Raw genomic sequence first — 12,199 nt, forward strand, 5'->3', positions numbered from 1 at the left:
CCTCTCACCCCGCCCCCTCTCCCCCGGCGAAGCTCGAAACCGCTCCTCCCCCCACGTTTCCAGGCACCTTTCCGATCCCGCACGGGTGTCCCCCGCTGCTACGGGATCGAAAACGGGCGTTCGTAAGCAACCGGAGGCGCGTTTTCGATCCCGCGCGAGACGACGGTGCGGGATCGAAAACGTGCCGTCCGAGTGATGGGGCGGAGCGTTATCGATCGCTGGAGCTGGGATCGGCGCCGGTGGCGGTGTGCTGCCATCGGCCCTCGACGCGACGGTAGACGATCCGGGTGTGGTTTCGATCCGGGGAGCCCTGCCAGAACTCGACTCGCGTCGGCACGACACGCCACAGCACCCAGTCCCCCGGCTGGAGACCGGCGCGTGCGTCCTCGGAGCGGGCAGCGAGGTCGGCGTCGCTCTCCGCCGGGGACGCCTCCTCCACGGTTCCCCGCACCCGCACCGCGCGTCGCTGCGGCTGCCACCAGAGATTCAGGGCCGCGGCCGGACGCGCCTCGAGCTGCGTGGCCTTCCGTGAGGACCGTGCTCCGGCGAACGCCCAGCCACGCGCGTCCACATCCTTGAGGATCAGCGTGCGCGCGTCCGGCAGGCCGTCCGCGTCGACGGTCGCGAGGGTCGCGGCGTGCGGTTCCGGAACGCCGTCTGCGGCCGCCGTGCGGAGCCAGTCGCGGAAGAGCGGCACCGGATCGTCGGGGAGGTCAGCGAGGCGCAGCGGTGGAGCCGTGCCGGTGAGGGCCGGCTGCGCGCGCAACCATACCGCGAGCTCCGAGGGAGGAAGGATCGACTGCTCGGCCATGCTCCGACTATGCCACGACCGGCTACGCGAGCTCGATGAGGTCCTGGTACTCCTGGCTCCAGATGTCCTCGACGCCGTCGGGCAGGATGAGGACCCGCTCCGGGTTCAGCGACTGCACCGCGCCGGGGTCGTGCGACACGAGCACCACGGCACCCTCGTAGTGGGCCAGAGCCCCGAGGATCTCCTCGCGCGAGGCCGGGTCGAGGTTGTTCGTGGGCTCGTCGAGCAGCAACAGGTTCGCGGACGACACGACGAGGGTCGCCAACGACAGTCGCGTCTTCTCACCGCCGGAGAGCACGCCGGCCGGCTTGAGGACGTCGTCGCCGGTGAACAGGAACGAGCCGAGGACCTTGCGCGCCTCGGTCTCGGTGATGTGCGGGGCCGCCGACACCATGTTCTCCAGCACCGAGCGGCTGACGTCGAGGTTCTCGTGCTCCTGCGCGTAGTACCCGACCTTGAGGCCGTGGCCGGGCTCGAGCTGGCCGGTGTCCGGCTGGTCGACGCCCGCGAGCATGCGCAGCAACGTCGTCTTTCCCGCACCGTTGAGTCCGAGCACGACGACCTTGGAGCCACGGTCGATCGCGAGGTCGACGTCGGTGAAGATCTCCAGCGAGCCGTACGACTTCGACAGTCCGGACGCCATGAGCGGGGTCTTGCCACAGGGCGCCGGCTTCGGGAACCGCAGCTTCGCGACGCGGTCCTCCTGACGCACGTCTTCCAGGCCCGACAGGAGCTTCTCCGCGCGGGCGAGCATCTGGTGCGCGGCCGCCGCCTTGGACGCCTTGGCTCCGAAGCGCGCCGCCTGCTGCTGGAGAGTGGTCGCCTTCTTCTCCGCGTTGGCCCGTTCCTTCTTGCGGCGCTCCTCATCCGCGGCGCGCTGGCGCAGGTAGTTCTTCCAGTTCATGTTGTAGATGTCGATGACCTGGCGGTTGGCGTCGAGGTAGAAGACGCGGTTGACGGTCTCGCCGACGAGCTCGACGTCGTGGCTGATGACGATCAACCCGCCCTTGTAGTTCTTGAGGAACTCGCGCAGCCACACGACGCTGTCCGCGTCGAGGTGGTTGGTCGGCTCGTCGAGGATCATCGTCTGGGCGTCGGAGAAGAGGATGCGCGCGAGCTCGATACGACGGCGCTGTCCACCGGAGAGGGTCGATAGCGGCTGGTCGAGGATGCGGTCCGGCAGCGAGAGGTTGTGCGCGATCGACGCCGCCTCGGCCTCGGCCGCGTAACCGCCCTGCGCCTCGAACTTCTCGGTGAGCGCCCCGTAGCGCTTCATCGCCTTCGCCGCGACCGCGGGGTCGTCCGAGCCCATCGCGAGCGAGGCCTCGGTCATGCCGAGGTTGAGTTGGCCGAGGCCGCGGGCGTCGAGGATGCGGGTACGGGCGAGGTCCTCCGGGTTGCCCGAACGCGGGTCCTGCGGCAGGTAGCCGAGTTCGCCGGAGCGGGTGACGGTACCACCGGAGGGCAGCACGTCGCCGGCGAGCACCTTGGTGAGTGTCGTCTTGCCCGCACCGTTGCGTCCGACGAGGCCGATCTTGTCGCCGTCGGACACACGGAACGAGACGTTCTCCATCAGCAGGCGCGCGCCAACGCGGATCTCGAGGTCGTGCACGGCAAGCACAGCGGACGTCCGTTCGTTCGGGAGGAGGGTGATGGCCGAGCGGCCAGCCTCCCAGTATATGCCGCTGCGACGGCGCTGATCGCCGACAAGATCCCTCTGCAGGGTGACCGAGGCGATACCGGGGAGTGATGACCCGCCTCGCACCCGCTGCCTACGGTGCTGGAGTGGACATCCTCAACGACCTCATCCTGCAGGCGATCGCCTCCCCGTGGCTGTACGCGGTGCTCTTCGCGGTGACCGTGATCGACGGGTTCTTCCCTCCGGTCCCGAGCGAGACGGTCCTCGTCGCCGCGGCGGCGGTCGCCGCGTCCACCGGCGACGGCAACATCCTGCTGCTCGGGGCGGTCGCCGCCCTGGGCGCCGCGATCGGCGACAACATCGCGTTCCTCATCGGTCGCCGGCTCGGCACCACGAGGTTCGCGTGGATGCGCCGCCCTCGCGTCGCCGCCGCGTTCGCCTACGCGCAGCGTGCTCTCGACCGCCGCAGCGCGACGCTGATCCTCGGCGCGCGATACATCCCGATCGGCCGGGTGGCCGTGAACATGTCCGCCGGAGCACTCGGGTTCCCGTGGCGGCGGTTCCTCCCGCTGAGCCTCATCGCCGGTGTCAGCTGGAGCGTGTTCAGCCTCGCGATCGGGTTGCTCGCCGGTGCCTGGCTGCACGACCAGCCCGTGCTCAGCGCCGCCATCGGCGTCGTCATCGCCCTGATCGTCGGCATCGTCATCGACCGGATCGCCGCGCTCCGCCGCCGCCGTACGGCGGTCCCGCACCTGGCAGGATGAGACGCATGGCACGCCGCCGAGAGCGCACCCCGCGCCCGTCACGGATCAGCCGTCGCACCGGCGCCCTCGTGGCGCTGACCGCGGCGGTCGTCGTGCTGTACGCGCTCCTCGTCCCGCTCCAGACGGTGCTCTCGGGCACGCCGCTGCCGCTGTCTTTCCTGCTCGGTGCCGCCGTGTGCGGGCCTCCCCTGCTCGTCCCCTCCCGTCCGCGGACCGCGATCGTCGTGTTCGCCGCCGGCGCCTTCCTGCTCCCTCTCCTCGTCGAGCCGGCGCGGGCGATCCAGTCCCCGTGGCCGTGGTCGGTACCGGCACTGCTCGCGTTCGTCCTCTTCGTGGGCGTGATGTCCTTCGTGGAGGGAGCCCGACTCGGCGCCCTCACCCTCGTGATCGGCGCACTCACCTCCCTGACGGCGCCCCTGCTGCGGCCGGACATGGTCGCGACGCCGGCGAGCTCCGGGAGCGTCACCGCCAACCTGATCGTGACGACCTCGGTCGCCGCCGCGATGTTCCTCATCGCCGTCCTCGTCGCCGGCCGCGTGCGGGTGGCGGCCGAGCTGACCAGGGAGAAGGAGCACAGCGCCCTGGAGGAGTCGCGGCGCGCCCTCGTGGAGGAGCGCACCCGTATCGCCAGGGAGCTGCACGACGTCGTGGCGCACAGCATGTCGGTGATCCAGGTGCAGGCGTCGACCGCGCGCTACCGGATCGCAGACCTCGATGCCGACGCGGCGGCCGAGTTCGACGACATCGCCGCCACCGCTCGCTCCTCGCTCACCGAGATGCGGCGCATGCTGGGGGTGCTCCGCACGGAGGACCAGCATGCCGAGCTCGCACCGCAGCAGGGACTGGACGACGTGCCGGCCCTCGTCGACACCATCCGACGCGCCGGCGTGGGGGTCGGTCTCGTGCTGGAGGGGATCGAGGCGGCCTCGGCCGCCGGACCCGGTGTGCAGATCGCCGCCTTCCGCATCGTGCAGGAGGCACTGAGCAACGCCGTCCGCCATGCCCCCGGAGCACGGGTCACCGTCCGCCTTCACGCCGATGCCGGCAGCCTGCACATCCGGGTGCGCAACGCGGCGCCGCCGCAGCCGGTCGAGAACCCCACCGGGGGTTACGGCCTCCGGGGAATGCGCGAGCGCGCAGAACTGCTGGGCGGGAGCCTCGCGGCCGGCCCGTCCGACGACGGGGGCTGGACGGTCGACGCCACCCTGCCCCTGTCCCCCGCAGCATCAGCCGCCGCCCCGACCGCCTCGGCGGAAGACAAGGAGAACTCGTGACGATCAGCGTGCTCATCGCCGACGATCAGGCGATGGTCCGCGCCGGCTTCGCCGCCCTGCTGGACGCCCATGAGGGCATCCGCGTGGTGGGCCAGGCCGCGGACGGCGCCGAAGCCGTCACGCTCGCCGCGCGAGTCGACCCCGACGTCATCCTCATGGACGTCCGCATGCCGGAACTCGACGGCATCGAGGCCACCCGGCGCATCCTGGGCCCGTCGTACCCGGCCGCGCACGTGCCACGGATCCTCATGCTCACCACGTTCGACATCGACGACTACGTCTACGACGCCCTCGCCGCCGGCGCCAGCGGCTTCCTCCTCAAGGACGCTCTCCCGGAGGAGCTCGTGCATGCCGTCCGCGTGGTGGCGGGGGGCGATGCGCTCCTCGCCCCGAGCGTGACGCGGCGGATGATCGAACAGTTCGCCGGACGGCGGCCGGCATCACGCAGGTCGGCGACCGCCCTCGCCGATCTCACCGACCGGGAGCGCGAGGTGCTCGTCCTCATCGGCAAGGGCCGCTCCAACACGGAGATCGCGGGCGACCTGTTCATCGCCGAGCAGACCGTGAAGACCCACGTCGGCAAAGTGCTCGCGAAGCTCGGTCTCCGCGACCGCGTGCACGCCGTCATCCTCGCCTACGACACCGGTCTGGTCGAACCCTCCGCCTGAGTCACCCCTGCGTAGGGGTCAGGACGGCACCACGGGGTGATGTCGTGCCGACCACCGCGTCCATAGCCTCCGAGGACACCGTTCCCAGGAGGACTCATGGTCATCGCCGCGGCTCCACGCCTCAGCACCCCCGCCCCCGCCGTATCCGCCCCCACCGGCCACCGTGACACCGGCATCGACGTCGTCCGGGCACTGTGCGTGCTCGGCGTCGTCCTGCTGCACGCCGTCATGGTGGGGGTCACGGTGTCCGAGTCCGGGCCGGTGTTCGAGAACGCGAGCGACGGCACGGGCTGGATCGCGCCGCTGAGCTGGCTGCTGCAGGTGATGCCGCTCTTCTTCGTGATCGGAGGGTTCTCCGGACTCCTCGCCTACCGCCGCCTCCGCGACCGCGGCGGGAGCGCCACCGCCTTCGTGGCCGGTCGGGTGCACCGGCTCCTGCGCCCGGCCCTGTTCACCATCGCCGCGGTCGGCATCGCTCTCGCCGTGCTCACCGTCGTCGGGGTCTCCCCGGATCTCATCGCGGTCGCGGGTTTCCGGTACGGGCAGCCCCTGTGGTTCCTCGGGGTCTTCCTGCTGTGCCAGGCCCTCCTCCCCGCCTTCGTCGCGCTGCACGACCGCGCGCCGCTGCGGACCATCGGTCTCCTCGCCGCTGCGGCCGTCGCGGTCGACGTGCTGCGCGCCACGACCGGGAACGACGCCCTGGGTTTCCTCAACCTCGCCTTCGTCTGGCTGACGATGCAGCAGCTCGGGTTCTTCCTCGCCGACGGACGCGTGGATGCACTGCGGCCCGGAGTCCGCGTGGCGATCGGCACCGGCTCTCTCGGGCTCCTCGTCGCACTCTTCCTCGGGGGCGTGTACTCCCCCGACCTCATCGCCAACATCAACCCGCCGACAGCCGCCCTCCTGCTGGTCGGGCTCTTCCACACGACCCTGTTCTCCCTGTACCGCGACCGGATCGGACGCTTCAGTCGGCACACCCCGGTGGCCGCGTTCACCGCGTTCGTGACCCGGCGCACGATGACCATCTACCTCTGGCACATGCCGGTGCTGTTGGTGATGGCCGGAGCGACAGCGCTGGCCGCGATCGTCGGGGGGCTCAGCCTGCCCGCACTCGACAGCGTGGAGTGGTGGGCAGCCCGCCCGCTGTGGCTGGTGACGGCACTCGTCCTCACCGCCCTGGTCGCCGTGCGCGTCGATCGCTTCGAGAACCACCCCTCGCCGAAGGCGACGGACTCGCGCCGCCGCCTGGTGCTGGGGACCGCCGTGGGACTCACGGCGGTGGTGCTGCTCCTCGTCCTCGGTACGACGGTCTCCACTGCGGCGCTCGCCGTGCTGCTGCTCGTGGCTGCGCTGCGGCTCGCCGGCCGCTCCGGCAGCGCCGTCCCCGCCCCCGCCGTCGTGGCGTGACCGTCAGCCGACCCCGCGGGCGGCGAGGGCATCACCGACCTGGTCCGCGTGGCGGAGCGTCATGACGAGCAGGGGCACCACGCCACGCACACCCAGTCGCACACCGCGGGCGCGCTCCGCATCGCGCACCCGCTGTGCGAAGCCCGCGACGACGGGCACCATCGTCAGGGTGAGCGACACCGCCATCGACACCGCCTCGGGGTCCACCCCGACACGGCGCAGCGGCCGCAGGGAGCGCTGCAGCACCTCCAGGAGGTCGGACATGCGGGTGGTCAGGGTGAGGAGCGCGGCGAGCAGCAGTAATGCAGAGACCCGCCCGGTGCTCACCCAGGCGGCCACGGGAGACACGAAGACGGCGAGGGTGATCGCGAGAACGAGCAGGACGGCGCGCAACCGCCACAGCTCGATCACGGCGGCGGAGAGCGGCACACCTCCGATCGGGTAGAGCGCGAGCACGGCCGCGAGGCAGACGGCGATGCTGACCGGCCCGTGCGGGAACAGGGTCATCGCGAGCGCAACGATGGCGAGGCCCGCCAGCTTCGGTCCGGCTGGCGCCCGGGACAGGAGCCCCGGCACGGGCGGCCGCGGCGGGATCACGCGCACAACCGGCGGTAGCGCGCGATGACCGTCTCGGGATCTCCCTGATCGACGACGCGCCCGCCGTCGAAGAGGACGGCCGTGTCGCAGCGCGCGGCGAGCTCGAGATCGTGGGTGACGATGAGCACCTGCGCGTCCTGCGCCAGGAGGAGGTCTCCGATCCGCCGCGCGTTGCGCAGATCGAGGAGCGTGGTGGGCTCGTCCGCCACGATCAGCGCCGGTTCTGCGAGAAGCACCGTGGCGAGGGCCAGCATCTGCTTCTGGCCTCCCGAGAGCGACGACGCCGGGATGTCGGCGTGGGCGCCGAGACCGTGCCGATCCAGCGTCTCCTGTACGCGGCGGGCGATCTCGTCACGGGGCCGCCCTCGGAGGGACAGCGCGAGGTCCTCGGCCGGGGTCGGCATCAGGATCTGCGCATCCGGATCGGTGAAGACGAAGCCCACGCGGCGGCGGACGGCGGTCCGCTCTCGCAGCACGTCGAGGCCGTGGATGCTGACCGTGCCCTCCGTCGGCGTCATGAGACCGTTCAGCAGCCGGGCGAACGTCGACTTCCCGGAGCCGTTCGCACCGATCACGGCGATGCGCGGCGCGGTGAGTTCCAGCGTCACGTCGTCGAGCAGAACGCGGCCGTCGACCGTCACGCCCACGCCGTCGAGACGTACCGTTCCCGGCTCCGCGAGCGTCGCGGCCGTCCCCGGCTTCCGCCTGCGCATTCATCCTCCTGAACACCGTTCACCTGAACGCCGTTCACTATAGTGGGGGCATGAGTCCCGAGACGAATCCCGCCCGTCACGACCGGGACAGCGTCTCGCGGACGGCCCTGGCCCTCCTCGACGAGGTGGGGCTGGCCGACCTCTCCATGCGCCGCATCGCGGCCCGGCTCGACGTGCAGCCCAGCGCTCTCTACTGGCACGTGGCGAACAAGCAGGAGCTCCTCGCCGACCTCGCCGACCGGATCACCGCCGGGGTTCCCGCCGGAGACGGCGGGGTCCTCGCGACTGCCCGCGCGCTCCGCGACGCGCTCTTCGCCTACCGGGACGGCGCGGAGCTGGTGCTCAGCACATACGCACTCCAGCTCGGCTCGGCCCACGCCCGCGAGGCTCTGGTCGCGGCTCTCCGCGCGGAGGGCGCTCAGGAGCCCGAGGACCGCGGGGCCGCGATCCTGCACTTCGTGCTCGGTCATGCGACCCTCGTCCAGCAGCGGATGCACGCCGACAGTCACGGCGCCCTCCCGTCCTCCAGCGAGGTCGACGTCACGGCGGGTCTGGACCGGGTGTTCGACCTCGGTGTGATCGCCCTGGCCGGTGAGCTCAGCGCACCGAAGACTCCGCGGCGTGCCCGAGCCTGAGCCCGGGGATCACCGCGAGCAGCACCAGCCCGACGCCGAGGACGAACACGACCGCGAACGCATCCGCCCGGCCACCCAGAGTGGCTACGGCGAGCCCCGCCAGCGCGATCGCGACCGCCGAACCCGTCGCGTCCGAGATCGAGAGCGCCGAGGAGTTGAATCCCTGGTTCGTCTCATCCGAGTAGGCGAGGGTCAGCACGGTGAGCCGCGGGTACAGCAGCCCCATGCCGCCCCCGGCGAACGCCCACCCGACGATCACGAAGATCGGGGAGGCGTCGAACGCCGCGGCGGCCAGCACGCAGAGCATCGCCACGAGCAACGCTCCCAGGCTGAGAGCCGTGATGCGGTGGTTGCCCAGCCGCTCACCGTAGCGACCCTGCGCGGCGGACGCACCGGCCCACGCGAAGGCGGCCAGCATGAGGGCGACCCCGGCCCAGGTGGCGGAGAAGTCGAACTTCCGCATGAGCAGGTACGGGATGTAGGCCTCCGCGGCGAAGAACGCGCCGGCCGCCACGCCGCGCATGAGCACGACGCTGGGAAGGCCGGCGCCGGCGCGCAGCGTGCGTCGCGGCAGAAGGGGCAGCACGGCGACACCGATCGCGAGCACGGCTCCCAGCGCGACCGGCCAGCCGATCGCCGGATCGAGCTCGGCGGACAGTCCGATCACCACCGCGAGCACCGCGACGACGACGGCGAGCGAGAGGCGCGTGAGCAGCGCCCGCCGGTCCTGCGGCTCCCCGCGGCCGAGGTCGACACCGCGCAAGCGGATCGCGATCATGGAGAACGCGATCGCGGTCAGCACCGCCACGCCCAGGAACGCCCATCGCCAATCGAGGTACTCCGCCACCGCTCCCGCGAGGAAGGGCCCGATCATCGACGGCACCACCCAGGCGGCCGCGAATGCCGCGAACACCCGCCCGTGCAGGTGCGGCGGATACAGCCGCGCGACGACGACGTACAGAGCGACGGTCTGGCCACCGGCACCGAGCCCCTGCACCAGTCGTCCGATCAGGAACTGGGGCATCGTCGCCGCGAACCCGGAGATCAGCAGGCCGAGGATGAAGAGGGTGACGGCGGCGTACAGCGCGCCGCGCGGACCGCGCGCGTCCGACCAGGAACCGGCCGCGACCATCCCGATCACGCTGGTCGCGAGCGTGCCCGCGAAGGCGACGGCGTACAGCGACTGGCCGTCCAGGGCATCGCTGACGATCGGCATGACCGTCGTCACCGCGAGGGCCTCGATCGCGGCGAGGAAGATCAGAGCGACAGCGCCCAGAGTCACCCAGACCCGGCTGCGGTCCCAGATCGTGGCGGTCGGCTCCGCAGCCGTCATCGCTCGACGAGCGCGGCGATGCGTTCGATCGCCTCGGTGAGGATCTCGGGGCTGGTGCCGAAGTTGAGCCGCACGTGTCCGGCCCCTTCCTCCCCGAAGGCCGGGCCGAAGTGCAGCGCGACCTTCGCCTCGCGGAGGATCTGCCGGGCGGGATTGTCGCCCCAGCCGAGTGCCGAGAGGTCGATCCACGCGAGGTACCCCGCGTCCGGAATGCGGTAGCGGGCGGCGGGCAGGTGGCGGGCGAGGAGATCTTCCAGCAGCACGCGGTTCTCGTCGAGGGTGCGCAGGAGGCCGTCGAGCCAGGCGTCGCTCTCCTCGGAGAATGCGGCGACGGCCGCGAGCAGACCGAACTGTCCCGTCCGCCACTCCACCTCGACCGGCAGGTCGCGAACGACCGCGGACGTCTCTTCCGCGGCGGTCACCATGAGCGCGCACTTCAGTCCCGCGAGATTGAACGCCTTGCTCGCGCTGACGACGGCATAGCCGACCCGGGCTGCCGCGTCGCTCGTGGCGAGGAAGGGCGTGAAGCCCGCGCCGGGCTGCGCGAGCGGTGCATGGATCTCGTCCGAGACGACCGTCGCGCCGAACTCCTCGGCCAGGTCAGCCAGCGCGGCCAGCGTCTCCCGATCGTGCACGGTACCCGTCGGGTTGTGCGGGTTGCAGAGGAGGATGGCCGTCGCGCCGTCCTCGAACGCGGCGCGGATCCCGTCGAGGTCGAGCTCCCACCGCGTCCCCGTGTCGCGCAGCGGCACCCGCTGCACCTCGGCTCCCGCCTCGGCGACGAGGTCGTAGAAGGGCGGGTAGACCGGAGGCGTCACGACGACGCGCTCCCCCGGCTGCGTGACGCGGCGGAGGATCTCGACGATGCCCATGCTCACGTCCGCCGTGCTGCGCATCCGTGCGGGGTCGGGACGCCAGCCGAAGCGGCGCTCCGCGAAACCCGCGTAGGCCTCCGCGAGCGGTGTCCGCGAGGCGATGTACCCGGTGTCCCCGAGGTCCAGCGCCCGCTGCAGAGCGGCGGTGATGGGCGGAGCGAGCGGGAAGTCCATCTCCGCGACGAAGAGGGGCAGCACGTCCTCGGGATACTCCCGCCACTTCTCGCTGGTGCGCTCGCGCAGCTCCGACAGCGGCAGGGCCTTGACCGACAGCATTCGTCCTCCGATTTCTCTCCGCGCCGATGCGGAGACGTCGAAGCGGGCGTGCCCGGCACGCCCGCTTCGTCTGGTGGTCAGGTGACCGGAACGCTCAGATCGCGAAGCCGAGCGCACGCATCATGTCGCGTCCGTCGTCCGTGATCCGCTCGGGTCCCCACGGCGGCATCCACACCCAGTTGATGCGGAAGCGGTCCACGACGTTGTCCAGGGCCTGCGCCGTCTGGTCTTCGAGGACATCCGTGAGCGGGCAGCCCGCACTGGTCAGCGTCATGTGGATGACGAGAGCGTCGTTCTCGTCATCCCAGGCGAGGTCGTAGATGAGCCCGAGGTCGACGACGTTGATCCCGAGCTCAGGATCCATCACGTCCTTGAGGGCCTCGGTGACCGCGTCGTACTTCTCGTCCGTCAGGGTCGCTGTCATGCGATCAGCCTACGCCTCGATGGGAGCGGAGGGGTCGAGGAACCGGTCGTAGCCCTCGTTCTCCAGACGGTCGGCGAGCTCGGGTCCGCCCTCCTCGACGATCTTGCCCGCGACGACCACGTGGACGTAGTCCGGGCGGATGTAGCGGAGGATCCGGGTGTAGTGCGTGATGAGCAGCACACCGAGACCGGTGGACTCCTTCGCGCGGTTGACACCCTCGGAGACGATCTTCAGCGCGTCCACGTCGAGGCCGGAGTCGGTCTCGTCGAGCACGGCGAACTTCGGCTTGAGCACCTCGAGCTGGAGGATCTCGTGGCGCTTCTTCTCGCCACCCGAGAAGCCCTCGTTGACGTTGCGCTGCGCGAACTTCGGGTCCATGCGGAGGTTGGCCATGGACTCCTTGACGTCCTTGGTCCACTGCCGGATCGAGGGCGCCTCGCCGTCGAGCGCGGTCTTCGCGGTGCGCAGGAAGTTCGTCACGGTCACGCCGGGGATCTCGACCGGGTACTGCATGGCCAGGAACAGGCCGGCGCGGGCGCGCTCGTCGACGCTCATCGCCAGGACGTCCTCACCGTCGAAGGTGATGGAGCCGGAGGTGACCGTGTACTTCGGGTGGCCGGCGATGGTGTAGGCCAGGGTGGACTTGCCGGAGCCGTTGGGGCCCATGATGGCGTGGGTCTCACCGGTGTTCATGGTGAGGGTGATTCCGTTGAGGATCGGGGTGGTCCCCGCCTCGGTCTCGACCGTCACATGCAGGTCGCGGATCTCGAGAACAGACATTCT

Annotated in this window: 13 protein-coding genes; 5 read left to right on the forward strand and 8 right to left on the reverse strand. The window is 70.9% G+C overall.

Annotation, left to right across the window (positions count from 1 at the left end; genetic code table 11):
* Positions 1–208: 208 nt before the first annotated feature.
* Together RI211_RS09540 and RI211_RS09545 are read right to left on the reverse strand one after the other, a co-directional pair.
* On the reverse strand, positions 209–811 hold the full coding sequence (locus RI211_RS09540; RefSeq protein ID WP_259952267.1) for a pyridoxine/pyridoxamine 5'-phosphate oxidase: 603 nt from the start codon (positions 809–811) through the stop codon (positions 209–211).
* A gap of 22 nt (positions 812–833) precedes the next feature.
* The gene (locus RI211_RS09545; protein ID WP_210677646.1) at positions 834–2,432 is read right to left on the reverse strand and encodes an ABC-F family ATP-binding cassette domain-containing protein; all 1,599 of its coding nucleotides are present in this window, start codon (positions 2,430–2,432) and stop codon (positions 834–836) included.
* 164 nt (positions 2,433–2,596) lie between these two features.
* Between RI211_RS09545 and RI211_RS09550 the strand changes: the two genes are divergently transcribed.
* The 4 genes from RI211_RS09550 (at position 2,597) to RI211_RS09565 (ending at position 6,563) form a co-directional block, all read left to right on the forward strand.
* The gene (locus RI211_RS09550) at positions 2,597–3,214 is read left to right on the forward strand and encodes a DedA family protein (protein ID WP_396654930.1); all 618 of its coding nucleotides are present in this window, start codon (positions 2,597–2,599) and stop codon (positions 3,212–3,214) included.
* Positions 3,215–3,219: 5 nt separating this feature from the next.
* Positions 3,220–4,488 (forward strand): sensor histidine kinase, encoded by a 1,269-nt coding sequence (locus RI211_RS09555; RefSeq protein ID WP_315637683.1) that lies wholly within the window; start codon positions 3,220–3,222, stop codon positions 4,486–4,488.
* The gene (locus tag RI211_RS09560) at positions 4,485–5,156 is read left to right on the forward strand and encodes a response regulator (RefSeq protein ID WP_315637682.1); all 672 of its coding nucleotides are present in this window, start codon (positions 4,485–4,487) and stop codon (positions 5,154–5,156) included. Before RI211_RS09555 ends, RI211_RS09560 begins: the two co-directional genes overlap by 4 nt.
* A gap of 96 nt (positions 5,157–5,252) precedes the next feature.
* On the forward strand, positions 5,253–6,563 hold the full coding sequence (locus tag RI211_RS09565; RefSeq protein ID WP_315637681.1) for an acyltransferase family protein: 1,311 nt from the start codon (positions 5,253–5,255) through the stop codon (positions 6,561–6,563).
* Positions 6,564–6,566: 3 nt separating this feature from the next.
* Here the strand turns inward: RI211_RS09565 and RI211_RS09570 are convergent, their stop codons facing one another.
* A complete protein-coding gene (locus RI211_RS09570; RefSeq protein WP_315637680.1) occupies positions 6,567–7,160 on the reverse strand; it encodes a CbiQ family ECF transporter T component in 594 nt (197 codons plus the stop codon).
* Entirely contained in the window at positions 7,157–7,873 is a 717-nt protein-coding gene (locus RI211_RS09575) for an energy-coupling factor ABC transporter ATP-binding protein (RefSeq protein WP_315637679.1), read from the reverse strand. The genes RI211_RS09570 and RI211_RS09575 overlap by 4 nt, the downstream gene beginning before the upstream one ends.
* Positions 7,874–7,923: 50 nt before the next feature.
* Between RI211_RS09575 and RI211_RS09580 the strand changes: the two genes are divergently transcribed.
* On the forward strand, positions 7,924–8,508 hold the full coding sequence (locus RI211_RS09580) for a TetR family transcriptional regulator (protein WP_315637678.1): 585 nt from the start codon (positions 7,924–7,926) through the stop codon (positions 8,506–8,508).
* Here the strand turns inward: RI211_RS09580 and RI211_RS09585 are convergent.
* From RI211_RS09585 to sufC, 4 genes are all read right to left on the reverse strand, one after another.
* Complete coding sequence (locus tag RI211_RS09585; RefSeq protein ID WP_315637677.1) at positions 8,471–9,841, reverse strand: MFS transporter; 1,371 nt, start codon at positions 9,839–9,841, stop codon at positions 8,471–8,473. The genes RI211_RS09580 and RI211_RS09585 overlap by 38 nt on opposite strands.
* Positions 9,838–10,992 (reverse strand): MalY/PatB family protein, encoded by a 1,155-nt coding sequence (locus RI211_RS09590; RefSeq protein ID WP_268776214.1) that lies wholly within the window; start codon positions 10,990–10,992, stop codon positions 9,838–9,840. The genes RI211_RS09585 and RI211_RS09590 overlap by 4 nt, the downstream gene beginning before the upstream one ends.
* A gap of 94 nt (positions 10,993–11,086) precedes the next feature.
* Positions 11,087–11,416 (reverse strand): metal-sulfur cluster assembly factor, encoded by a 330-nt coding sequence (locus tag RI211_RS09595; RefSeq protein ID WP_017202280.1) that lies wholly within the window; start codon positions 11,414–11,416, stop codon positions 11,087–11,089.
* Positions 11,417–11,425: 9 nt separating this feature from the next.
* On the reverse strand, positions 11,426–12,196 hold the full coding sequence (gene sufC / locus RI211_RS09600) for a Fe-S cluster assembly ATPase SufC (protein WP_025103648.1): 771 nt from the start codon (positions 12,194–12,196) through the stop codon (positions 11,426–11,428).
* Positions 12,197–12,199: the final 3 nt, after the last annotated feature.

The organism is Microbacterium meiriae, assembly GCF_032364335.1.
Classification (GTDB): domain Bacteria; phylum Actinomycetota; class Actinomycetes; order Actinomycetales; family Microbacteriaceae; genus Microbacterium; species Microbacterium meiriae.

Bases quoted from the DNA above. Each gene is read 5' to 3' on its own strand.
- RI211_RS09540 (WP_259952267.1), bottom strand. From the start codon at position 811: ATGGCCGAGCAGTCGATCCTTCCTCCCTCGGAGCTCGCGGTATGGTTG.
- RI211_RS09555 (WP_315637683.1), top strand. From the start codon at position 3,220: ATGGCACGCCGCCGAGAGCGCACCCCGCGCCCGTCACGGATCAGCCGT.
- RI211_RS09565 (WP_315637681.1), top strand. From the start codon at position 5,253: ATGGTCATCGCCGCGGCTCCACGCCTCAGCACCCCCGCCCCCGCCGTA.
- RI211_RS09575 (WP_315637679.1), bottom strand. From the start codon at position 7,873: ATGCGCAGGCGGAAGCCGGGGACGGCCGCGACGCTCGCGGAGCCGGGA.
- RI211_RS09580 (WP_315637678.1), top strand. From the start codon at position 7,924: ATGAGTCCCGAGACGAATCCCGCCCGTCACGACCGGGACAGCGTCTCG.
- RI211_RS09585 (WP_315637677.1), bottom strand. From the start codon at position 9,841: ATGACGGCTGCGGAGCCGACCGCCACGATCTGGGACCGCAGCCGGGTC.
- RI211_RS09590 (WP_268776214.1), bottom strand. From the start codon at position 10,992: ATGCTGTCGGTCAAGGCCCTGCCGCTGTCGGAGCTGCGCGAGCGCACC.
- RI211_RS09595 (WP_017202280.1), bottom strand. From the start codon at position 11,416: ATGACAGCGACCCTGACGGACGAGAAGTACGACGCGGTCACCGAGGCC.
- sufC (WP_025103648.1), bottom strand. From the start codon at position 12,196: ATGTCTGTTCTCGAGATCCGCGACCTGCATGTGACGGTCGAGACCGAG.